Annotated in this window: 18 protein-coding genes; 11 read left to right on the top strand and 7 right to left on the bottom strand. The window is 59.9% G+C overall.

Annotation, left to right across the window (positions count from 1 at the left end; genetic code table 11):
- Positions 1 to 49 precede the first annotated feature (49 nt).
- Entirely contained in the window at positions 50 to 925 is an 876-nt protein-coding gene (locus tag IHQ71_RS16940) for a MurR/RpiR family transcriptional regulator (protein WP_374990036.1), read from the bottom strand.
- Positions 926 to 1098: 173 nt separating this feature from the next.
- Between IHQ71_RS16940 and IHQ71_RS16935 the strand changes: the two genes are divergently transcribed.
- The 7 genes from IHQ71_RS16935 to IHQ71_RS16905 all read left to right on the top strand — a co-directional run bounded on the left by IHQ71_RS16935 (position 1099) and on the right by IHQ71_RS16905 (position 8532).
- Entirely contained in the window at positions 1099 to 1872 is a 774-nt protein-coding gene (locus tag IHQ71_RS16935) for an N-formylglutamate amidohydrolase (protein WP_258157625.1), read from the top strand.
- A gap of 93 nt (positions 1873 to 1965) precedes the next feature.
- Positions 1966 to 3552 (top strand): amino acid permease, encoded by a 1587-nt coding sequence (locus IHQ71_RS16930; RefSeq protein ID WP_258157624.1) that lies wholly within the window; start codon positions 1966 to 1968, stop codon positions 3550 to 3552.
- 105 nt (positions 3553 to 3657) lie between these two features.
- Positions 3658 to 5025 carry a glutamine synthetase family protein gene (locus IHQ71_RS16925; RefSeq protein ID WP_258157623.1) on the top strand — a complete coding sequence of 456 codons (1368 nt, stop codon included), beginning with the start codon at positions 3658 to 3660 and terminating at the stop codon, positions 5023 to 5025.
- Between the two features lie 75 nt (positions 5026 to 5100).
- Positions 5101 to 5577: a helix-turn-helix transcriptional regulator gene (locus IHQ71_RS16920; RefSeq protein ID WP_258157622.1), complete on the top strand. Its 477-nt coding sequence runs from the start codon at positions 5101 to 5103 to the stop codon at positions 5575 to 5577.
- Between the two features lie 55 nt (positions 5578 to 5632).
- Positions 5633 to 5986, top strand: a complete 354-nt coding sequence (locus IHQ71_RS16915) for a type II toxin-antitoxin system VapC family toxin (protein WP_374989870.1) — start codon at positions 5633 to 5635, stop codon at positions 5984 to 5986.
- A gap of 18 nt (positions 5987 to 6004) precedes the next feature.
- The gene (locus IHQ71_RS16910) at positions 6005 to 7387 is read left to right on the top strand and encodes an aldehyde dehydrogenase family protein (RefSeq protein ID WP_258157620.1); all 1383 of its coding nucleotides are present in this window, start codon (positions 6005 to 6007) and stop codon (positions 7385 to 7387) included.
- Positions 7387 to 8532, top strand: a complete 1146-nt coding sequence (locus tag IHQ71_RS16905) for an iron-containing alcohol dehydrogenase (protein ID WP_258157619.1) — start codon at positions 7387 to 7389, stop codon at positions 8530 to 8532. The genes IHQ71_RS16910 and IHQ71_RS16905 overlap by 1 nt, the downstream gene beginning before the upstream one ends.
- A gap of 406 nt (positions 8533 to 8938) precedes the next feature.
- Here IHQ71_RS16905 and IHQ71_RS16900 read toward each other — a convergent pair whose 3' ends face one another.
- From IHQ71_RS16900 to IHQ71_RS16880, 5 genes are all read right to left on the bottom strand, one after another.
- The gene (locus tag IHQ71_RS16900; RefSeq protein WP_258157618.1) at positions 8939 to 10678 is read right to left on the bottom strand and encodes a pilus assembly protein TadG-related protein; all 1740 of its coding nucleotides are present in this window, start codon (positions 10676 to 10678) and stop codon (positions 8939 to 8941) included.
- A 1-nt stretch (position 10679) separates the two neighbouring features.
- Positions 10680 to 11099: a TadE/TadG family type IV pilus assembly protein gene (locus IHQ71_RS16895; protein WP_258157617.1), complete on the bottom strand. Its 420-nt coding sequence runs from the start codon at positions 11097 to 11099 to the stop codon at positions 10680 to 10682.
- A gap of 543 nt (positions 11100 to 11642) precedes the next feature.
- Positions 11643 to 12935 carry an FAD-binding oxidoreductase gene (locus IHQ71_RS16890; RefSeq protein WP_258157616.1) on the bottom strand — a complete coding sequence of 431 codons (1293 nt, stop codon included), beginning with the start codon at positions 12933 to 12935 and terminating at the stop codon, positions 11643 to 11645.
- 109 nt (positions 12936 to 13044) lie between these two features.
- A complete protein-coding gene (locus tag IHQ71_RS16885) occupies positions 13045 to 14424 on the bottom strand; it encodes an aminotransferase class I/II-fold pyridoxal phosphate-dependent enzyme (protein ID WP_258157615.1) in 1380 nt (459 codons plus the stop codon).
- Between the two features lie 308 nt (positions 14425 to 14732).
- On the bottom strand, positions 14733 to 16184 hold the full coding sequence (locus IHQ71_RS16880; protein WP_374989869.1) for a L,D-transpeptidase: 1452 nt from the start codon (positions 16182 to 16184) through the stop codon (positions 14733 to 14735).
- Positions 16185 to 16382: 198 nt separating this feature from the next.
- Here IHQ71_RS16880 and IHQ71_RS16875 point away from each other — a divergent pair, with 198 nt between their 5' ends.
- The 4 genes from IHQ71_RS16875 to IHQ71_RS16860 all read left to right on the top strand — a co-directional run bounded on the left by IHQ71_RS16875 (position 16383) and on the right by IHQ71_RS16860 (position 20766).
- Positions 16383 to 17219 carry a DUF4432 family protein gene (locus tag IHQ71_RS16875; protein ID WP_258157614.1) on the top strand — a complete coding sequence of 279 codons (837 nt, stop codon included), beginning with the start codon at positions 16383 to 16385 and terminating at the stop codon, positions 17217 to 17219.
- Positions 17220 to 17276: 57 nt separating this feature from the next.
- On the top strand, positions 17277 to 17609 hold the full coding sequence (locus tag IHQ71_RS16870; RefSeq protein ID WP_258157613.1) for a TIGR01244 family sulfur transferase: 333 nt from the start codon (positions 17277 to 17279) through the stop codon (positions 17607 to 17609).
- A gap of 169 nt (positions 17610 to 17778) precedes the next feature.
- Positions 17779 to 19671: a methyl-accepting chemotaxis protein gene (locus tag IHQ71_RS16865; RefSeq protein ID WP_258157612.1), complete on the top strand. Its 1893-nt coding sequence runs from the start codon at positions 17779 to 17781 to the stop codon at positions 19669 to 19671.
- Positions 19672 to 19869: 198 nt separating this feature from the next.
- The gene (locus IHQ71_RS16860; RefSeq protein WP_258157611.1) at positions 19870 to 20766 is read left to right on the top strand and encodes a calcium-binding protein; all 897 of its coding nucleotides are present in this window, start codon (positions 19870 to 19872) and stop codon (positions 20764 to 20766) included.
- Between the two features lie 57 nt (positions 20767 to 20823).
- Here IHQ71_RS16860 and IHQ71_RS16855 read toward each other — a convergent pair whose 3' ends face one another.
- Positions 20824 to 22497: a thiamine pyrophosphate-binding protein gene (locus IHQ71_RS16855; protein WP_258157610.1), complete on the bottom strand. Its 1674-nt coding sequence runs from the start codon at positions 22495 to 22497 to the stop codon at positions 20824 to 20826.
- Positions 22498 to 22542 lie beyond the last annotated feature (45 nt).

Here is a 22542-nt window from a genome sequence, read left to right as displayed (position 1 = left end):
GTCTTTTATACTTTTCTAAACTAAGGACAGACCTTTCCTCGGCTATTGCTCACGAACCTGGCCTGCGGAACAGCGGGGTGGATTCGAAGAGGTTTTCCAACATCGACATGCGCTCGCGGGTCTTGTCCCAATGGGCACTTTGCACGCCCTCTATCAGCGCTTCGACGAGCAGCAGGGTCACCACCGAACTATCCCATGCCGATGGCACTTCGATGCTGAGGCGGAAGCTGTGCCGGGCATATTTCCCGATCGGCGAACCCCAGATGTCGGTGAACAGGATGATCTCGACGCCGTTGTCAGTTGCCGTCCGCGCCAGCGCCTCGAGCTCCCGCTCGTAGCGGCGGATATCGAACAGGATCAGCACGTCGCCCTTGTTCATGTCGAGCACATAATGCGGCCAGCTCGATGGGCTGGTCGACATGCGGGTGACGCCGGATCGGATAACCTGCAGATGGGTGAAGAAATACTCGGCGAGCGCGCCGGTGATGCGGCCGCCAGTCAGATAGACGTTGCGCTTGCGGTCGCCGATGAGCTTGGCCGTGGCATCGAATTCGGCCGGATCGATCGCGCCGAGCGACTGGCGCATGTTGTTGGTGACGGCATCGGCGAAGCGGTTGAGGATATGGGCGCCTGGTGCGTTCGGCGCCATCCGTTCGTGCTTGGTGATCGGGTTGGAAATCGTCGCTTCGAGTTCCTGGTGCAGGCGGCCCTGAAATTCGGTGAAACCCTTGAAGCCGAGCTTCTGCACCATGCGGACCACGGTGGGCGTTGAGACGCTGGCAGCTTCCGCCACCGTCGTGATCGAGCCCAGGCCGGAGACGGGATAGCTGTCGAGCAGGCTGTTGGCCAATTGCTTCTCGGCCCGCGTCATGGACTCATAGCCCGCGGTGATCATGTCCGAAACGGTCTTGATGACGTGCGACACCCCTGACGACACCTTCTATTCCCCGCTCCAGTCTTCGCTGGATGCTGCATTGAATAAGAAATTAAAACATCTGGTACTGTCAACAGCTTTTTTGGATCAAATTTTCCGGCATCCCCGTTGACAGTTTTTAGATTCTGGAGAATTCTTTACAGAAAAGCATAAGGCATGGGGCGATGTCAGAACAAATCCAATTGTTGTCGCCGGCCGATGGGAGGCCAGTGACCGTCGAGAACGCGAAAGGCCGTTCTGCGATATTGCTCGTATGCGAGCATGCATCGCGGACGCTGCCGGCATCACTCGGCACGCTTGGTCTTTCCACCGAAGCGCTCAATGCCCACATCGCCTGGGATCCGGGGGCGCTCGCCGTTGCACAGCGGGTGTCCGGCTTGCTCGACGCGACGCTGATCTTTCAGAACTTTTCCCGTCTTGCCTATGACTGCAACCGGCCGCCGGAGGCACCGGACGCCATGCCGGAGGTCAGCGAGATATTCGAGATTCCCGGCAATCGCGGCATGTCGTCCGCCGAGCGGCAGGCGCGGGTAGACGAGGTCTACCTGCCTTTCCGGGAGACGCTTGCCAAGACAATCAAGACGCGCACTGGTGCAGAGCGCGACACCGTGATCGTCACCATCCATTCCTTCACGCCGGTCTACAAGGGTGTGAGCCGGCGCGTGGAGGTGGGCATCCTGCATGATCGCGACACACGCCTCGCCGACCAGATGTTAGCGTTGGCCGGGCAGCGCCAGGAATTCGTCATGGGCCGCAACCAGCCCTACGGCCCCGAGGACGGCGTGACCCACACGCTCAAGGAGCACGGGCTTGCAAACGGCTTGATGAATGTCATGATCGAGGTCAGGAACGACCTCATAAGGGATGAGACCGGCCAAGGGGTCATGGCCGGTTTTCTGGCGGGACTGATCAGTGAAAGCCTGACTGTTCCCGCCTGAAAAAGACTCCAACGAGGCGGCGCCAAGACCGCCCGAGCATAGCATGGTTGCCGTCCGCAATGGTGCGGTCAGCAGGGGAACAGGGGTAAATTTATGTCCGACTATTCTGATTCAGACAAGAAGCAGGATATGCAAGTCCTGCATTCCATGGGCTATGCCCAGGAACTCGAGAGGAGGATGAGTGGCTTTTCCAATTTCGCCATCTCGTTTTCGATCATCTGCATTCTTTCCGGCGGCATCAACTCGCTGGCGCAGGCGACATCAGGCGCCGGCGGCGCGGCGATCGGCATCGGCTGGCCGCTGGGCTGCTTCGTGTCGCTCGTCTTCGCCGTCGCCATGGCGCAGATCAGCTCGGCCTATCCGACGGCGGGTGGCCTTTATCACTGGGGTTCGATCCTCGGCAACCGCTTCACCGGCTGGGTGACCGCCTGGTTCAACCTGCTCGGCCTCGTTACCGTGCTCGGCGCCATCAACGTTGGCACCTATTATTTCTTCATGGGTTCGCTTGGCACGCCCTATCTCGGCCTTGAGGATTCCACCACGGTCCGGATCATCTTCCTTGCGATCATCACCGGCCTCCAGGCGCTGGTGAACCACATGGGCATCGGCCTCACGGCCAAACTCACGGACTTTTCGGGCTACCTGATTTTCGCAACTTCGGTTGCACTCGCCCTGACGTGCCTGATCGTTGCCGACAGCTACGACATCGGCAAGCTCTTCACCTTCACCAACTATTCCGGCGCCGCAGGCGGCAACGTCTGGCCGGACAGCTCGCTGACCTGGGTGTTCCTGCTTGGCTTGCTTCTGCCGATCTACACGATCACCGGCTATGACGCCTCGGCGCACACGTCAGAAGAGACGGTGAAAGCCGCTGAGTCGGTACCGCGCGGAATGATCTCCTCCGTGCTCTGGTCGGCACTTTTCGGCTACATCATGCTTTGCTCTTTCGTGTTGATGATCCCGGCCAGCGTCACCGGCGCCGATGGTACAGTGACCGACGGCATGGCCGCGGCTGCAGCCCAAGGCTGGAATGTGTTCTTCTGGGCGATGAGCGAGCAGGTGAACCCGGTGGTGCGCGATATCCTCTATGTCGCGATCTTTATCAGCCAGTGGCTGTGCGGCCTGGCGACTGTCACATCCGTGTCGCGCATGATCTTTGCCTTCTCGCGTGACGGCGGACTTCCGGCATCCAAGGCGCTTTCCAAGGTCAGCCCGACTTATCGCACGCCAGTTGCTGCGATCTGGGTCGGCTCCACCTTGGCGGTTCTCTTCGTCTGGGGCTCTTCGCTCGTGACGATCGGCGAGACACCGGTTTACACCGTCGTCGTGTCATGCACCGTCATCTTCCTCTTCTTCTCCTTCGCGATCCCCATTGCTCTTGGCCTGTTTGCCTGGGGTACATCGAAGTGGGACAAGATGGGTCCGTGGAACCTCGGCGAGGGCATGTTCAAGCTCTTCGCAGTGCTCTCGATCCTCGCCATGGTCCTGATCTTCGTTCTCGGCATCCAGCCTCCGAACGACTGGGCGCTCTATATTACGGTTGGCTTCCTGATCGTAACGGCGATCGTCTGGTTCGTCTTCGAGCAGCGCCGCTTCAAAGGCCCGCCGATCGGTGAGGAAGTCGCCAAGCGTCAGGCGGAAATCGCAGCGGCCGAGAGAGCGGTCGGCGAATCCCATTAATCTGGATCGAATACCTCCCCGGCCGATCCGGCCGGGGAGCCTTATTGAACATTATCAGCGCTGCGGGCCCGCCGGTCCGCCGCAGGGACAGGAATGGGTCTTCTCATGAGCGCTTCATACACTTTCGACCAACTCAAGAAGGACGTGTCGGCAGGCACGATCGACACGGTTCTCGCCGTGCTCGTCGATATGCAGGGCCGCCTGATGGGCAAGCGTTTTCACGCGCAGTACTTCATCGATAGCGCGCATGAGGAAACCCATAGCTGCAACTATCTGCTGGCTACCGACATGGAGATGGAAACCGTCGCCGGCTACAAGTCGACGAGCTGGGAAAAAGGCTATGGCGACTATACGATGAAGCCCGACATGGCGACGCTCAGGCGGATTCCGTGGCTCGAAGGCACCGCGCTGGTGCTCTGCGATGTGCTCGATCATCATACGCATGAGGAAGTGCCGCATTCGCCGCGCGCCATTCTCAAGAAGCAGGTCAAGCGGCTCGAGAAGATGGGCATGAAGGCCTTCATGGCCTCGGAACTCGAATTCTTTCTGTTCGACCAGACCTATGATGATGCGCGCCTCAGCGGCTATCGCGACCTGCAGCTGGTCTCGGGCTACAACGAGGATTACCACATCTTCCAGACCACAAAGGAAGAGGATGTGATGCGGGCGATCCGCAACGGCCTGCAGGGCGCCGGCATTCCGGTGGAGAATTCCAAGGGCGAGGCTTCGGCCGGCCAGGAAGAAATCAACGTCCGTTATGCCGAGGCCGTGACCATGGCTGACCGGCATTCAATCATCAAGAATGGCTGCAAGGAGATCGCGTGGTCGAAGGGCAAGGCCATCACTTTCCTCGCCAAGTGGAGCTACACCGCCGCCGGTTCCTCGTCGCATATCCACCAGTCGCTGTGGTCGCTCGATGGCAAGCCGCTGTTCTTCGACAAAAAGGGCCGCTACGGCATGTCCGAACTGATGGAGCACTATGTGGCGGGCCTGCTCGCCCATGCCGGCGAGATCACCTATTTCCTGGCGCCCTACATCAATTCTTACAAGCGCTTCGTGGCTGGCACCTTTGCCCCGACCAAGGCGATCTGGTCGAAGGATAATCGCACCGCCGGCTATCGCCTCTGCGGCGAGGAGACCAAAGGCATCCGCATCGAATGCCGCGTCGGCGGCTCGGACCTCAATCCCTATCTCGCCTTCGCGGCACTGCTGGCAGCAGGCATCGATGGTATCGAAAAGAAGCTGAAGCTGGAGGAGCCGTTCCAAGGCGATGCCTACGGCGCCAAGAAGGTGCGCGAAATCCCCAAGACTCTGCGCGATGCCACGGCGGAACTCGACAAATCCAAGCTGCTGCGCTCGGCCTTCGGCGACGATGTCGTCGATCACTATGTCCACGCGGCCCGCTGGGAGCAGGAGGAATACGATCGCCGCATTACGGATTGGGAGGTGGCGCGCGGGTTTGAGCGTGCGTAAATCGCAACATGTTGCGGCTATCTTTGACGAAATCGCAACGGTGTGCGATGATCGGGTTTCTGACAGGAGATCGTCATGGCCAAGATCGATACGACATGGTTTCACCAGCAACTCGATGAACGTGGTGAGTCCGTGCGCGGGCTTGCGCGGTTTATGAGATTGGACCCCAGCGCTGTATCGCGGATGCTCAAAGGCGACCGCAAGATGAGCGCCGACGAGCAGGACCAGGTTTCCAATTTCCTCGGCGTCAATCTTGAGGAGATTGCGATGCGTCGTCGAGGCGACTATGGCGGGTTTGGTGAAAGCAAGCAGGCGGACTACGCGGTGGACAATGGCCCACTCGCGCCGGAGCCGCCGATGAACATGTTCACCAAGGACGACGTGATTTACAAGGACGGCAAGCGCTACATGGAGACGAAGGAGGGCGATCTTCTGGAACTGCATCCGGCGTGGGGTTGTATGGAGGGGACGATTACCATCATGCCCGGCGTCGATCTGACGGCGCCGATGGATTGGGACGAAGAGTGGGGCGAGAAACTTTACAATGAGTAGCTCCTGCCTGCTCGACACCTGTGCGGCGATATGGATATCGAAGCGGGAGCCCCTGGTGCCCGACGCGATGGCCTATCTGGCACGGTGCCGGGCGCAGAGACTTCCCGCCTATGTTTCGTCGGTGACGGCCTGGGAGATGGCGTTATTGATATCCAAGGGGCGCATGCGCGAGACAAAAACGGCGAGGCGCTGGTACGGAGACTTCTTGACGGAAGGTGGTTTTACCGAGCAGCCAGTCACGACGGAAACATTTATCGCTTCTTGCTTCCTGCCCGAACCGCTCCATAAAGACCCTATCGACCGCATCCTCATCGCCACCGCGCGAGAACATGATTTGACCATAATAACCCGCGACCGAGCGATCCTTGCTTATGGCGCGGCGGGCCATGTGAGAACCCTGGCTTGTTGAAGGGAGAATGAAACAAAAATGACCATGATCCAATGCATATCCCCGGTCGACGGCTCGGTTTACGCCGAACGTCCGGCCATGAGCTTCGACGATGCCAAGGCGGCGATCACACGCGTCCGCAAGGCGCAGAAGGCTTGGGCGAAGCGGCCGCTCGAGGAGCGGGTATCGCTTGTGCTGAAGGGCGTCGCGCGCGTCAATGAAATGGCCGAGGATATCGTCAAGGAACTGGCCTGGCAGATGGGCCGGCCGGTGAAATATGGCGGCGAATTCAAGGGTTTCAACGAGCGCTCCAATTACGTTGCCTCGATCGCGCATGACGCACTTGCGCCGATGATGGTCGAAAAGAGCGACAAGTTCGAGCGCTACATTTCCCGCGAGCCGCATGGCGTCGTCTTCGTCATAGCGCCCTGGAACTACCCCTATATGACGGCCATCAACACGGTGGCGCCGGCGCTGATGGCAGGCAACACGGTGGTCCTCAAGCATGCGAGCCAGACGATCCTGGTCGGCGAGCGCATGGTGCGTGCCTTCAACGAGGCAGGCGTGCCGGAGGACGTGTTCATGAACGTCTTCCTCGATCATGGCACGACATCGCAGTTGATCGCGGACGGCCAGTTCAATTTCATCAATTTCACGGGTTCGGTCGAAGGTGGCCGTTCCATCGAACGCGCGGCTGCCGGCACGTTTACCGGCGTTGGCCTTGAGCTCGGCGGCAAGGATCCAGGTTATGTGATGGAGGATGCCGATCTTGACGCGGCCGTCGATACGCTGATGGATGGCGCGACCTTCAATTCCGGACAGTGCTGCTGCGGCATCGAGCGCATCTATGTCAACGAGAACCTCTACGATGCCTTCGTCGAGAAGTCCGTCGCCTGGGTCTCCAACTACAAGCTGGGCAATCCGCTCGATCCGGAGACCTCGCTCGGGCCGATGGCCAACAAGCGCTTTGCCGCGACGGTTCGTGCCCAGATCGATGAGGCCGTGTCGCGTGGCGCCAAGGCGCTGGTCGATCCTAAGCTCTTTCCACAGGATGATGGCGGTGCCTATATCGCACCGCAGATTCTCGTCGATGTCGATCATTCGATGTCCATCATGAACGAGGAGACCTTCGGCCCGGCCGTCGGCATCATGAAAGTCAGGAACGACGCGGAAGCACTCGAACTGATGAACGATTGCAAATATGGCCTCACCGCCTCGCTTTGGACTGGGGATGTCGAGCGCGCGGCTCGTCTAGGCGATGACCTTGAGAGCGGCACAATCTTCATGAACCGTGCCGATTATCTCGATCCGGCGCTGTGCTGGACCGGCGTCAAGGAGACCGGCCGCGGCGGCTCGCTGTCGGTCCTCGGCTTCCACAATCTGACCCGCCCGAAATCCTACCACCTGAGAAAGCAATTCTGATGTCGATCACCGCAAACTGGAGCTATCCGACCCTCATCAAGATGGGTGCCGGCCGGATCAGGGAACTCGCCGACCACTGCAAGTCGCTCGGCATGAAGAAGCCGCTGCTGGTCACCGACCGTGGCCTGGCGCCGATGCCGATCACGCAGAACGCACTCGATATCCTCGAAGCCGGTGGTCTTGGCCGCGCGCTGTTCGCCGATGTCGATCCCAATCCGAACGAGAAGAACCTCGCCGCCGGCGTCAAGGCGTTTAGGGATGGTGGACATGACGGTGTCGTGGCCTTCGGTGGCGGCTCGGGTCTCGATCTCGGCAAATGCGTGGCCTTCATGGCCGGCCAGAGCCGTCCGGTCTGGGATTTCGAGGATATCGGCGACTGGTGGACGCGCGCCAGCGTCGAGGGCATCGCCCCGATCGTTGCGGTGCCGACCACCGCCGGCACGGGTTCGGAAGTGGGCCGCGCCTCGGTCATCACCAATTCCGAGACGCACACCAAGAAGATCATCTTCCATCCGAAGTTCCTGCCGGGCGTGACGATCTGCGATCCGGAACTCACTGTCGGCATGCCGAAGGTGATCACCGCCGGCACCGGCATGGATGCCTTCGCGCATTGCCTGGAGGCCTATTCCTCGCCTTTTTACCACCCGATGAGCCAAGGCATCGCGCTTGAAGGCATGCGGCTGGTCAAGAAGTATCTGCCGCGCGCCTTCAAGGATGGCACGGATATCGAAGCGCGCACCAACATGATGTCGGCTGCCGCGATGGGCGCGGTGGCGTTCCAGAAAGGGCTGGGTGCGATACACTCGCTCAGCCATCCCGTCGGCGCGATCTATCACACGCACCATGGCATGACGAATGCCGTGGTGATGCCGCCGGTGCTGCGCTTCAATCGTCCGGCAATCGAGGACAGGATCGCCTCGGCTGCGGCCTATCTCGGCATATCGGGCGGCTTCAACGGCTTTTATGATTACGTGCTCAAGCTGAGGGAAGAACTCGGCGTGCCGGACAAGCTCGCAGCGCTGGGTGTTGGAGCCGATCGTATCGACGAGATGTCAGTCATGGCCGTCGCCGACCCCTCGACGGGTGGCAATCCGGTGGAACTGACCGTGGAAGCGGCGAAGAAGCTCTTCCACGAGAGTATTTGATCGAGCGTTGAAATCGAGGAGCCGGAAATTGTCCCGGCTCCTGGCTGGAGCCTCTTGCATTGAAATGGAACCGGTTCTGCCGGAGCAGGTTTTCGTCAGGACCAAGGCGATGATCGAGGTCGTACCCGTAGGTACGGCCGAGGTCATCGCCGCAGGGTCATGGCGGAAAGATGCCCGGCCCACCGGGCGCGCTTCGCGACGCCCGGCGATTCTAATGTCTTGCAGATTTGCTTCAGCAAATCTGCGGGAGGGTTGGCTGAAGCGGGCCGCCTCTTTGACCGGCCGGCTTGGTCGTATGCTTTGGCTACGACGCGCGCCGGCCGGTCAAACATGCGACTCCGCTTGAGCCAACAGAACCGGTTCCATTTCAATGCAAGAGGCTCTAGCATCCTCTCTCGATGCAGCCTCATTGCACCAGGACGGGACGCCGGCAGGTCACGCCGGTCACCCGAACGTCGGCCTCTCCGATACGGATGCCGAGTGTCAGCAAGGTGTTGTAAAGCACCACATCAAGCGGTTTCGTGAGTGTGGCGAGCGTGTCGGCGAGCGCTATCTGCACGGCCTTCGGTGTGCCGAGGGTGAGTATCAAGACCTTGATGTCGACTTCAAGATTGCCGAGAAGGGTTGTCGTCAACGTCGTCAGCGTGTCGCGCGTAGATACCGATTGTATCTCACCATCGCGGATGTCCTGCGGGCTGAAGGCGAGCGTGTCCGGGCTGATGTTGCTGGCATAGGCATGACCGAGGGCAGCGACCTTGAGAAGCGCGGTATCGACGATCGTGGCCTTGGTCACGCGGGGAGGGCTGGCGAAATGATTGAATGCCGCCGCATCGACATTGCCGATCGCGATTTCCGCTACTCCGGGCACCGCCTTGACCTTGACGATGGCGTTGGATGGATCACCGCCCTGGCAGATAATATCGGAAAGGGCGGCCTCGGCATTGGCAACCTCGACATAGATCGGCACCGAAATCTTGGTGCCGGCGAGCGCTGACAGTCCCGACACCGATGCCGTGATCTTGACCCGCGTCTGCGCGGTCCGGACGATCGTGCCCTTCTCGCCTACCGCGAGGAAAGGCGTGCCGACCGGCGGCTCGCCGACCGCGAGATCGACTTTGACCGAGGCGAGACCCGGCACGGTCGCGCCGAGGTCGAGTGCTACCTGTTTGCCTCCGTTGGCAACTGCAGCCGCCGCATTGAGGAGCTCGAAGGCAGAGACCTTGGCCGTCAGGCCCGTCGCCTTGCCGACGGTCAATGCCTTGTAGGGCTCGAGGCTCAGGATTTTCTCCAGCGGGATATTGGCCTGCGTCGTGCCTAGCGCACGCGAAAGGCCTGAAAGGATCGCGGAAGCTGACGGGGAGCCGCCACCGGCGCTTGCCAGTGCCGAGAGATAGCTCCCGAGACTTATTTCGGATTGCAGGAGTTCCTCATAAGTCACCCCGGTAAGCTTCAATTCCGTCGCCAGCGCTTGCGTGAAGGAAAAGAGTTCCACATCTGCGTCGAGCAACGCGTTGTAATCCATGACGCTGAGTGTGACGTTCGTCCCGAGCAGCGCACCGAGCACCTGGTTGAGGATGCCGCCGTTCAAACTCGCGAGCCGGGAACCCACCGAAAAGGCAGCGGTACGCTGTTGTGAGGCTAAACTTTTCACAGCGATCTGGGGTTCCGTTGAAATTGCCTTGGCGAAGAAGAGTTCGCCGGCGGAGGTCGTGGTGACCGATACCGCGTCGTAGGGCATGGCGCCGGCGACAAAGCGGTTTTCCACCGGGATCGACAGGTCGGCGGTATAGCGCCCCTTGGTGAGTACCGAATAGCCGTCGATGTCTTCCATGCTGGAAAGGGCGGTTGCGGGAAACTCACCCTCCGATGTAATCAGCTTTCCGTCGCGCATGATGCCCAGCCGCTTGCCGTTGAGCTTGTAAAACGACAACACCGCGGGTTCCGCCTGATCGATACTGGACGCGGCCACGATGGCCGCGAGATCCGATGTGTCCTGCAGCGACCTGCGTTCGAGGGTCAAATGTCCATAATCAACGCCCAGCGCCATTGCGCCGATGACGATGGCCGTGGATGCGGCGGCCATGATGCCGATGTTGCCCGCGCGGTCCGGTCCAAGCGCAGCGATTGATCGAAGTTTGCGAAACATGTCAAATCCCTCCGATACGGATGGTTGTGAAGCGCTTGATCGTCTTGTCCGGCAGCGCGAACGAGTAGAGACTCCAGATCGGCAAGTCGCTGGCGTCATATTCCAGCCTGACGGTGAATTGCTGTTCGTTAAGCTGATCGTCGGTCACGGAAACTATGAGTTTGGCTGGATCGATGAGGTAGTAGTTCAGCGTCGATTGCGCGATGAAGTTGCGTGCCAACACGTTGCGTTCGGAGGCATTCAACCCGGCAATGGCGGTGCGAGCGGCATCCGCCGCGATCTGCTGGATGGAACTGGCGACAGACAGATAAATACCGAAAGCAACCAGAGTGAGAACAATGGGAATAAAAACAGGCGCTACGATTGCAGACTCGATTGCGGAAGCGCCTCCCTTTTCACGAAATAGTTTCCTGAGGGCCACTTTTTGCTCCTGTCTAAACATTAGCTATGTGCATTTTAGAATATGAACACTTAATAAAAAGTTGCGTGTAGTATTTGTATACACGCACGTATGGTATGTGGCGTGTATGAAAATGGTCGCGCGAAGAAATGATCAGCCCGTCTATTGCTAGTCGAACCTCGTTATATGGTTGTATGATCGATCGTGGAAAATATAGGCGGGCCACAACCGGATTATTTATCCGCAGGCGTCTTGCCCGCCTGCTATAGTGAGCGGAGGTCGTGTCAAGTGAGGATGATGCCGAAGCAGACGGCGAGCGCGACAAGCTCGGCGCGGTTCCTTGCGTCGGGCTTGAACTTCGCTCCGCGTGTTCGTGAACGGTGGAGGCGCGGATGCCAAGCGCCTCGTCAGCTCTGATATCCGACATGCCGGCGGCGATCAGCCGGACGATTGCCGATCATGAATCCTTGGAGCCTATGATCCCGGAGATCACTTCTGTTGCGGAGTATCTGGCGTGCAAGTGAGCTTCCCCCAGCGATACCGCCGTATTGCCGGGGGTAATATCTAATTTAGCCTATGGTCAATGAAATGTTTGGCCATTGATCCGATATTGTAGAACGCCGACTTGGCGCCCCGCAGCGCGTCGCCCGCCACTGGGGTGACCGGCAGCATCATGGCGCTTTCATTGCCCATCGACACGGCGGCAAGAGCGCGTCCGAAAACCGTGCCGGGGGATATACCGCGGCCATTGTAACCCGCGATCGACCAAACGTTCTTCTCGGGCTGATGGAAGGAGGGCAGGTTGTTGCGCGTCATGCCGATCTGGCCGTCCCACCAATATTCGAACTCGAAATTGCCGATGAAGGGATAGAGCGCGTTCACCGCACGCCGTGCGAACGCGCGATGCGTGGCCTTGCCGAGCGCATCCAGTGACCCGATCGATCCGAAGATCAGCCGTCCTGATTTGTCGGTGCGGAACGAGGTCATGACCAAGCCGGTGTCCCAGCAGCCATGACCCTCTGGCATTATGCGGCCGACGATCTCTGGGGGCAGGGGTGTGGTTGCGAACTGGAAATAATACATCGGCACCAGTTCCTGGCCGTGATCGCTCCAGTTCATCGAGGGTACGACGCCGGAATAGGCGTTGCTGGCAATGATGAGCTTTTTCGCGCGCACCTGGCCGCGCGCGGTCTTGAGCACGATCGTCTCGCCGTCGCGGGTAGCGCTGACGACAGGCGTGTCGGTGAACAGTTTGGCACCGGCGCCCATCGCTGCTCTTGCCAGTCCCCGGGCGTAGCCGAGCGGCTGCACCGTGCCTGCGCGACGGTCGAGAAGCGCTCCGGCAAAGCCGCTCGCTCCCGTCAGCTTTCCGGCGATGTCGGCGGAAAGCGCCTCGACCGGTGCGCCCCGGCGTTGCCATTGGGCGGCGCGGGTTTCTATCTCTGCCACGCCTTCCTTGCCTACGGCGAGATGAAGGGTGCCGTTGTGGATCGCTTCACAATCGATGCCGTGCTTGCCGATGAGTTCGAAGACATAGGCGGGACCATCGCCAAGATCCTTGACGAGCCGTTCGCCCGTGGTCTCGCCGACTGCCGCGATGATATCGTCTGGTCGCATCCACATGCCGGCATTGACGAGGCCGACATTGCGGCCCGAGCCGCCGAAGCCGATCGCCTTGGCTTCGAGCACGACGGCATCGACGCCGGCGTCGGCGAGATGCAGTGCCGCGGAGAGGCCGGTGAAGCCGCCGCCGATGATCGCCGTGTCGCAGCTTATGTCGCAGGAAAGTGCGGATGTTTCAGGGGCGGGAGCGGCGGAGTGATTCCAGAGGTTCTTGTTCGTATCGTCGTTCCGCATGGCCCTGCACAGTCTTCAATGCTTCGATTGGCCCATGTAGCACGCAGAAATAAGGCCGGAAACAGGGGGCACCCTGTTTCCGGCCAAAGTTCGCAGATATTCTCGGACCTTATTCCGCTGCGGCAGCGAGCTTGCCGGTGGCCGCATCGGGAACGGCCGTACGGTCGATGCCCAGATTGTCGTTGGCGGAAAGCCATTCGACGTGCATTTCTGCCATTTCGCGTGCCTTTTCGGCGATGACCACCATGGCGTCGATCTGTTCTTCGGTGTGGTCCGCCATGACCTGCAAGCGCCAGCGGCAGGCATTGCGCGCCACCGCCGGATGCTCGACGAGGTTGACGATGCCGCCGAAATCCACCGCATAGCGCGTCATCAGCCGCGCCAGCAGAACATCGCCGATCAGCATGGGCACCACAGCGCTCGGCTTGCCGAGAACTTCGAAGCCGGCCTCTTCAAGGCCTGCGCGAAGGCGCAGCGAGTTCGCCATCAATTTGTCGCGGCGGCTCTTGCCTTCCTCACCCTCGACGATATCGAGCGCGGCCAGGATCGTCGCGGCCTGGACCGGCGACATGGCATTGGTGAAGGTGGAGGGGCCGCATTGGCCGCGCAGGCCGAAGCGAAAGCCCTTGTTATTGGTGGCGACGAAGCCGCCCATCGAAGCGAAGCTCTTCGAGAAGGCGCCGACAAGGACATCGACCTTGCCGACAAGGTCGTAGTCTTCGAGCTTGCCGCGGCCCGTCGCGCCCGATGAGCCGAGGTCGTGGGCGCAATCGACGAGAAGCGTGGCATTGTATTGGGTGCAGATCGCCTGCAGGGTAGCGACGTCAGGAACGTCGCTGTCCATCGAGAAGAGCGTCTCGGTCACGACGAGGATGCCGCAGGTCTCGTCTTCGCGCCGGATGCGGGCGAGACGGCTCTCGACTGCCTTTGCATTCATGTGTGAGTGGACATGCACGTTTTCGGTCGCATCACGAGCCGCTTCCTGCAGGCAGGCATGTGCAAGAATGTCGATGACGACATGATCCTGCGGCTTCACCAGCGTCTTGACGGCGCCATAACCCGCCGCCCAGCCGATCGGGAAGACCACGACGTCGTCATAGCCGAGGAACTTCTGGAGCCGCTGTTCGAGCTCCACGGAGAGGGCAGTGTTGCCCATCAGGGCTGCCGAACCTGCGCTATGAAGTCCGTATGTCTCGATCGCCTTGATTGCGGCTTTCATGAGATCGGGATGCGATGCAAGGGAGAGATAATCCTGGCTTGCGAAGTTGTGACCCTGAAAGGGTGTCCCGTCCCGGTGGGCGCCTTCGATAAAATTTCCGACGCGTGTTGTTGAGTATTTCTGGTAGGGATCGATCTTATGTTGCACGCGTTCCTGCCACCAAACGCCGGCCTGTTCCCAGCGCTCAAGTAGATTGACAGGATAGGTATGTTTTTCAACCGCAGGAAGACTGGTCCTTAACTGGTCGGGTATGTCTTCAAACATTGCCATGAATTTTATCCGCCGCATGAATTGCCTGATCCGCTTCAAGCCTATTTGCGAATTCCGAAGATCCCCTATTTTCTTCGTTTCTGAACAAACGGCCCTAAGCGTTTAAAAAGATTAACAAAGGATAAATTATAGTCAACCATTTGAATCAATGTGTCATGGCGAAACACGCGTTAGTTTAGAATTAACCTTAACAATTGGTTAACCATGACGAGCGCACGGAAACTCGCTTTGCGGAAACTTTTCAATGATTCCCGCAAGTTGCATTGGTTGCGATGTATTTTGCTCAGTGAGACAATTAACGGCGAGGTTTAGTCGATAAATTCGACGGTCACACCCGGCTTCACCATCTTGGCGAGTTCTCTTGCGTCCCAATTGGTCAGGCGTATGCAACCATGACTCTGCGAACGGCCGATGCGCGATGGATCGGGTGTCCCATGTATACCATAGGTTGGTTTGTCCAGCGCGATCCAAATAGTGCCCACCGGACCGTTCGGTCCGGGCGGAATCGTCAGGACTTTTGTATTGTTGCCCTGCTGGAAATTGATCTTGGGATTGTAAGTATAGTTCGGGTCGAAGGCGACCCGGGCCACGGCGTGGATTCCCGACGGCGAAGGCGTGTCGTTCGAGCCGATCGAGGCGGGGTAGGAGGCAATCAGTTGTCCCGCTTCGTCATAGGCAAAAAGCTGCTTGCGCGCCTTGTCGGCCACGATGCGGACGATGGCGCCACTCCGGTTGGTGCCCGGATTGATGACCTTGATCTGCGTGCCCGGCATGGTGAAATCGACGCCGGGATTGAGTTCCTTGAGATAGGCCTCGTCCATGTGGAACTTCTCGGCCAGCGCTTCGGTGACCGACGTAAAGGCCATGGAGGGCAGGGCGGCCTTGTTCGCATAATCCTCGGGGATCGACGCGACATAGGGGCCGGCGGCATCGGCCGAGGTGATCTCGTAGGTCATGACCGGCAGCCCCCCGTTGAAGCCGAGCCGGGTCAGGATGTCTTCGCTGTCGTTCGGGTCGAGCGTCTCGCCGGTGATCTTCTCATATGAACGGATCGCCTTGGAGACATTCGACCCCATCTTGCCGTCGATGACACCAGGGGACGCGCCCTCGCGGTCGAGGAACACCTGCAGCGCCGTGATCTCGAACTTGGACTTCTTGCCGGTCAGCGTGATGTCGGGCTCGATCTGAGGCTTTTCCTCGATGATGTCCTGGTTCGGGTCGATTGCCGCGAGATCCTGCTGGTCGATATTGTCGTTCTGGATGCCGTCGCTCGGAAGCGCCTGATCCTCGAACGGTTGCTGCCCCTGGACTTCGTCGTCGGGCACGGCGCCCGTGATATTGCCGGCACCGTCATCATCCCCGGGACGTTGCGGAAAGAAATCCGGATCGTTCATTGATTCCTGCGTCGGACCTGCATCATTGGTGCCGTAGTCTTCGAACCCGGGAAGCGTGTCGTTGTAGCGCGGGGCGTCTCCGCTGCCGAAATTGTCCGCGCGGCGCTCCAGGCGATTGATGTAGCCGCCGGCCGGGATTTCTGTGGCGACGATATTGCCATAGTGGTCGATGAGGACCTTCTGGCCCTTGCCATTGCGCTTGACGATGACATCGGCGGCATCGGGCACATATTCCAGCAGGTCGCCTTCCGGCGTCACCAGCACGGTGTTGTTGGGGTCATCACCCGAATAATCCTGGCCGTAGGCCGTCGCGGCCATCAGCGTGGCTGCCAGCAGGGAGGTGATCAGCAGTTTCTTTTTCATCATCGGACGCAATCGGAACACGGGGGTTGGTTTCTTGGGGTCAGCCAAGCACGTCAATTTTGACTCTATTGTGGAATTTCTAAACCCATGGTGAACAACCGGTAAAAAATCGGCTGTGGGGAGAAATTTGCCACGCAGTCGAGAGACGAACAGATTCTTCTGCGTTATGTTCCCATTCCGAATCCGTAAGCGGGGGTAAAAATGAGATTTCACGTGGGCGCCGGGCCTGAATTGCAGCTCGATCTGGGATCGGCATTGGACATCGGCTCCTGCCGGATCGATGGAATTGAGCTGTCGCCGGGCCGCGCCGTGCCCGATGACGGGGATCCCCGCATCCTGCATGCCGTCGGGGGCTTCCTGTTCACCTGCGGACCCGACCATATCCGCCATCCCGAACCGATCGCAGGCTCGGGTGGCCGGAAATATCCCCTCCATGGCTCGATGGCGGCGACCAAGGCCGAGGTCATCGCACACAATATCGTGGAAATGAGCGAGGAGATCATCGCGCGGGTAACGGTTCGCATGGCGCAAGGGGGCGAAGCCGAAATCCTGCGCACTTGGCGGATGGATGGCGCGACCGGTGAGGTCATGCTGGTCGACCGGCTCACCAATATCGGCAGCCAGCCGTTTCCGCCCATGCTGATGTATCACATGAATATCGGCGCCCATCTTTTCGACGACGACACCAAGCTCAAGGGCAGCATGTTCGAGAATGGTGAGATCGGCTGGATGTTCGGCGATGAGGACATGCACGTGTTTTGCGTACCGGCGGAAGCGGAAGCCGGAGACGAGTTCGCTCGCCTCGTCCTGGGGCCGATCGATACTATTGGCGGCAAATATCTCACTGTGCGCTTCGCCACAGACACGATCCCTTATCTCCAGATGTGGCGAAATCAGATGTCGCCCGCTCATGTGCTCGGCATCGAGCCGGTGTCGCATCCGTGGAAGAAGCGTGCCGAGCTGGAAAACGAGGGTCTTATGCCGACGCTGGCGCCCGGCGAGTTCATGACATACAGGCTCAGTTTCGCGTTCCAGTGATTGACGGCGCGCGTGTGTATTTAGTAGATCAGTCTTCTCGACAATATGGATTTTGCCATGGACATCCGGCCTATGAACGATGAATACGCCGTCACCGCGCAGATTGCGCTCGAGGATCTCGACGGGATCAAGGAGATGGGCTTCAAGTCGGTTGTCTGCCATCGGCCTGACGACGAAGATCCCGGCCAGCCTGATTTCGCTGAGATCGCCGCAAAAGCTGCGGCACTCGGGCTGGAAGTGCGCCATATTCCCGTCAGTGGACCGCCCACACCCGACGCCGTGCGTGCCATGGTCGATGCGCTGGACGAAATGCCCAGGCCGATGCTGGGCTATTGCCGGTCGGGCAACAGGTCCACCATTATTTACCAGCAGACGCTGCATCTCCGCTGATTTTTCAGAATTGCTCGTTTGGAGAGCGAAATCTCCGTAAATCAACCGATTTTTCCGCAAAATTGATAAATATTAGGTGTGTCTAAGCAAGTTTTCATTAACCCTGGTTGCCTATCCTTGGGGGAAGCTGATGCCTGTTCCCGCATCTGACCCACCGGAGTGCATCCCCTTGAAAATTAGCGGCAAAATCTACAGCCTGGTTGGCATTATGTGCCTCTCGGCGCTCTTTATCGGTGCGACCGCGCTTTACGCGGTCAGCGAATATAGCGCGCGTCTCACCGAATACAAACTGGCCGCCGACCGCGCCTATCTGGGCGAACGCCTGAACCGCTATGTCACCGCTGTCGTGATGGAATCGCGTGGCATCTACGGCGCGAAGGACGTTGAAGGCGCCAAGAAATTCGCAGGCGGCCTGGTTGAGAATCTGGGCGAAATGGACAAGGTGCTCGCTGCCTGGACGCCGCTCGTCGCTGCGGATCAGAAGGCGACTTTCGACAACCTGCTGGCGCGCTCCGCTGAATTCAAGACCTTCCGGACCGAGACTGCCCGCCTGGGCACCGAGGAGAGCCCCGCTGCCGCCAACGAGCAGGGCAACAACGAAGCGAATCGCGCCAACCGCAAGGCTTTCCAGAAGGAAATCGATGCCGTCGTCGAGCAGGATCAGGCACAGCTCACAGCCGTCGAGAGCGCCCTGGCTGCCTTCAAGCAGTCCATCTTCCTTCTCGTGACCGCGATGACCGGCATCGGTCTCGCCGCCGGCGCAGGACTCGGCGTCTATATCGCACGGACACATCTCTCCGGTCCGATCCTCCGCATCACCGCCACGATCCGCGAGGTCGCGGAAGGAAAATTCGACATCGAGGTGCCCTTCATCGGTCGCAAGGACGAGATCGGCCAGATGGCCGAAGCGGTCGGCGTCTTCAAGGAAAACGGGCTCGCGGTGCAGCAACTGAACGCCAAGGAGGCCGAGGCCCGTGCCCGCAACGACGATCTCCAGACACGCATGGCCGTCGTGGTAGGATCTGCCGCAGGCGGCGATTTTTCCAGGCGGATCGACCGCGATTTCGGTGACGAAAATCTCAACCGCTTCGCCGACGACGTCGACCAGCTCCTCGGCAGCGTCGATGCCGGCATCAACGAGATGCGTGCGGTCATGTCCCATCTCGCCGAAAGCAAGCTCACGCGCTCCATGGAAGGCCAGTATCAGGGCGCCTTTGCCGAACTTCAGGGCAATGTGAACGGTACGATGGACAGCCTCAAGCTCACGATCAAGGAAGTGCTCAACACCTCGGACTCGATTAACGGCAATATCAACGAACTCGGCAACTCGACCAACGACCTGTCGCGCCGCACCGAACAGCAGGCAGCGGCACTCGAGGAGACTTCGGCCGCGCTGCAGGAGATCACCGGTGTGGTGCGCAACGCCACGCAGAAGGCGCAAGAAGCGGCCAAGATGGTGACCGATGCCAAGGACAATGCCAGCCAGGCCGGCAAGGTGGTGGGCGATGCGATCTCCGCGATGGGACGGATCGAACAGGCTTCGCAGGAAATCAGCCAGATCATCAACGTCATCGACGAGATCGCCTTCCAGACCAATCTCCTGGCGCTCAATGCCGGCGTCGAAGCCGCCCGTGCAGGCGACGCCGGCAAGGGCTTTGCGGTGGTGGCGCAGGAAGTCCGCGAACTCGCGCAGCGTTCGGCCAATGCCGCCAAGGACATCAAGGCGTTGATCACCAAATCCGGCGTTGAGGTGCAGGCCGGCGTGAAACTGGTTCAGGCGACGGGCTCGGCGCTCTCGGATATCGAAACCCGCGTCTTCACCATCAACAGCCACATCCATTCGATCGCCGATTCCGCGAAGGAACAGGCAATCAGCCTCAACGAGATCAACCAGGCGGTCAACCAGATCGACCAGGTGACCCAGCAGAACGCCGCGATGGTCGAGGAAACCTCGGCCGCGACGCTCAAGCTCGCCGCAGAGGCCGATCGCCTCGTCGATCTCATCTCGCGCTTCGAACTGGGTGAGGTTCACAAGGGCACGGCGGTCCGCCGCGCGGCGTGATCCGGCCGGATTTTCAAGCAAGGCGCCCGCGGGAAACCGCGGGCGTTTTCATTTGAAGCGGCAAGAACGGATGAGCCGCAAGATTTATTCGCAGGTTTTTTGCGGCCTGTATCCGCGGGAACAGCTCTCACGTCCTATTTCTGGTGAATTCATCTTAGGCATAACGCCTAGAGTCCAATCAAACCAGAGGATACGGCAATGCGCAGCATCAACTTGGAAATCATACAGGCGCCAAATCTTGAGCTTCTTCGCGAGTTTCAATCGGAGTTGCTTCAGGACGTAGCGCGCACAGGCTACTCAAATCTTGGATCTGCATCCAACAACTTCACCCAGAACACCAGTACTTCGCTTCGCATCAATGCGCAGGGCGGTGACGATACGATTCAACTGTTCGGCACTGGGAATGACAGGATATTCACCGGCTCCGGCGACGACTTCGTCTTCGCCGGCCGCGGCGATGACACTGTCACCGGTGGGTCCGGCAGCGACAATCTGATCGGTTTCGAGGGTAACGACAAGCTTTCGGGCGGTTCGGGCAACGACACGATCGAGGGTGGCTTTGGTACCGACGAGATCTCCGGTGGCAGCGGCAACGACGATCTATTCGGCGGTGCGGGTCTCGACATCATCTTCGGTGGTATCGGCAACGACAAACTGTTCGGCGATCATGATGGCAGCTCCACCAGCCAGCAGGGTGGCGACTACCTCTATGGCGGCTCCGGCAATGACGAAATCCATGGCGGCGGCCGGTCCGACAAGATGTATGGCAACAGCGGCGCCGACACCTTCGTCTTCGACCACGTCAATGACTTCGTCTTCGGCCACGCCGACCTGATCGGCGATTTCAGCCGGACGGAGGGCGACCTGATCGTGCTGACGCCGGTCGATGCCAAGGCAACCCAGAGCGGCAACCAGAACTTCGATTTCGTCGATGGTCCCAGCCAGCAGGCCGGAACGCTCTGGCTCGGTTCGGTCAACAATGGCCTTCAACGCGTGTTCATGAACACCGATGGCGGGGCCGCCGACCTCGATATCTTGGTCAGGTTCAACGACGAAACGATGATCAGCTTGCAGGAAAGCGATTTCCAGCTCTGAACGACCCGCTAACGACAGCGGCGATGGATGCTCAAACAGCATCCATCGCCTTTGCCGTTACTTTGCCGAACTGGCTTCCCGGATCTGCGTCAGTGTCCGTGTCGGCGTGATCGCCTCAGGGTCGAGCGTTACCTCGATGATCGAGGGCTTGCCGCTGGCGCGGGCGCGGAGAAAGGCTTCGGCGAAATCCTCTGTCTTTTCGACTGTCTCGCCATGGCCACCGAAGGCACGGGCATATTCGGCGAAATCAGGATTTGTGAGTCCTGTGCCGCTGACCCGGCCGGGATAGTCCCGCTCCTGATGCATGCGGATCGTGCCGTAGATGCCGTTGTTGATCACCAGCGTGATGATCGGCAGGTTGTAGCGCACGGCGGTGGCGAATTCCTGGCCGTGCATCATGAAGCAGCCGTCGCCGGCAAAGCAGACCACCTCACGATCGGGATGCAGCGCCTTGGCCGCCACGGCTGCCGGCAGGCCATAGCCCATTGAGCCCGAGGTCGGCGCTGCCTGGGTCGCAAACTTCCGGAAGCGGTGGAAACGATGCAGCCAGGTGGCGTAGTTGCCGGCGCCGTTGGTCATGATCGCGGTGTCCGGCAGATTAGCCTCCAGCCATTCCATGATGGGACCCATATGGACATTGCCGGGGCCGGAGGAGGGCGGCGTCGACCAATCGATATAGGCCTTGTGCAGCGCCTCGGCGCGGCCAGTCCATGCCGGTTCGGCCTTGGGGTTGAGGCCTGCGAGTGCAGCTACGAAGCTCGTCGAGTCCGCATTGATCGCCAGATCCGGCCGGTACATGCGGCCGAGTTCGGCGGCATCGGCATGGACATGCACCAGCGTCTGGCTGGGATAGGGGATGTCGAGCAGCGTGTAGCCCGAGGACGGCATTTCGCCGAGGCGGGCGCCGATGAGGATCAGAAGGTCGGCGTCCTTCACCTCTTTCGCCAGTGCCGGGTTGATGCCGATGCCGACGTCGCCGGCGTAGTTCGGATGCAGGTGGTCGAACAGCATCTGCCTGCGGAAAGAGCAGGTGACGGGCAGCTTCCAGTGCTCGGCAAAGGCGGTGAAATCGGCAACGGATTGTTCCGTCCACCGCGTGCCGCCGAGGATGACCAGCGGCTTCTTCGCCTTTTCGATCAGCACACCGAGTTCCGCAATCTGCGAAGGCCCCGGATGGGTCGCCACCGGCATGTAAGGTCGGGCAGCGGGCGCCGGAACCTTGTCGCGCAGCATGTCTTCGGGCAACGCGATGACTACGGGACCGGGACGGCCGGAAGTGGCGACGGCAAAGGCGCGGCTCATGATCTCGGGGAGACGGGCGGCGTCGTCTACATCCACCACCCATTTGGCGAATTCCGTGAAGGCGCGACGGTATTCGACCTCCTGAAACGCTTCGCGCTCCCGCGCATCGCGCTGCACCTGGCCGATGAACAGGATCATCGGCACCGAATCCTGGCGGGCGATGTGGAGCCCTGCACTGGCATTGGTCGCTCCGGGGCCGCGGGTGACGAAGCAGATGCCGGGCTCGCCGGTGAGCCTGCCCCAGCAATCCGCCATCATCGCCGCGCCGCCTTCCTGGCGGCAGACCATCACTTCGATGTCGCTGTCATGCAACGCGTCGAGCACGGCGAGGAAGCTCTCGCCCGGCACGCAGGAAACGCGTTTGACGCCGTTTGCAGCAAGCGCCTCGACGATCAGCTGACCGCCGGTTCTTAGATTCGTGTCTGTCATATCCCGTCTTCTTTTCTTGGAGCGCGCGCTTACTCGCGCGCCCTT

The organism is Rhizobium sp. TH2 (genome assembly GCF_024707525.1).
GTDB lineage: Bacteria > Pseudomonadota > Alphaproteobacteria > Rhizobiales > Rhizobiaceae > Rhizobium_E.
This window is presented reverse-complemented; position numbering and strand designations above follow the sequence as displayed.

Coding starts and splice junctions, on each gene's coding strand:
- IHQ71_RS16870 (WP_258157613.1), top strand. CDS start 17,277: ATGGACATCCGGCCTATGAACGATGAATACGCCGTCACCGCGCAGATT.
- IHQ71_RS16900 (WP_258157618.1), bottom strand. CDS start 10,678: ATGTTTCGCAAACTTCGATCAATCGCTGCGCTTGGACCGGACCGCGCG.
- IHQ71_RS16905 (WP_258157619.1), top strand. CDS start 7,387: ATGTCGATCACCGCAAACTGGAGCTATCCGACCCTCATCAAGATGGGT.
- IHQ71_RS16925 (WP_258157623.1), top strand. CDS start 3,658: ATGAGCGCTTCATACACTTTCGACCAACTCAAGAAGGACGTGTCGGCA.
- IHQ71_RS16930 (WP_258157624.1), top strand. CDS start 1,966: ATGTCCGACTATTCTGATTCAGACAAGAAGCAGGATATGCAAGTCCTG.
- IHQ71_RS16860 (WP_258157611.1), top strand. CDS start 19,870: ATGCGCAGCATCAACTTGGAAATCATACAGGCGCCAAATCTTGAGCTT.
- IHQ71_RS16855 (WP_258157610.1), bottom strand. CDS start 22,497: ATGACAGACACGAATCTAAGAACCGGCGGTCAGCTGATCGTCGAGGCG.
- IHQ71_RS16880 (WP_374989869.1), bottom strand. CDS start 16,184: ATGATGAAAAAGAAACTGCTGATCACCTCCCTGCTGGCAGCCACGCTG.
- IHQ71_RS16890 (WP_258157616.1), bottom strand. CDS start 12,935: ATGCGGAACGACGATACGAACAAGAACCTCTGGAATCACTCCGCCGCT.
- IHQ71_RS16885 (WP_258157615.1), bottom strand. CDS start 14,424: ATGGCAATGTTTGAAGACATACCCGACCAGTTAAGGACCAGTCTTCCT.
- IHQ71_RS16910 (WP_258157620.1), top strand. CDS start 6,005: ATGACCATGATCCAATGCATATCCCCGGTCGACGGCTCGGTTTACGCC.
- IHQ71_RS16920 (WP_258157622.1), top strand. CDS start 5,101: ATGGCCAAGATCGATACGACATGGTTTCACCAGCAACTCGATGAACGT.
- IHQ71_RS16875 (WP_258157614.1), top strand. CDS start 16,383: ATGAGATTTCACGTGGGCGCCGGGCCTGAATTGCAGCTCGATCTGGGA.
- IHQ71_RS16935 (WP_258157625.1), top strand. CDS start 1,099: ATGTCAGAACAAATCCAATTGTTGTCGCCGGCCGATGGGAGGCCAGTG.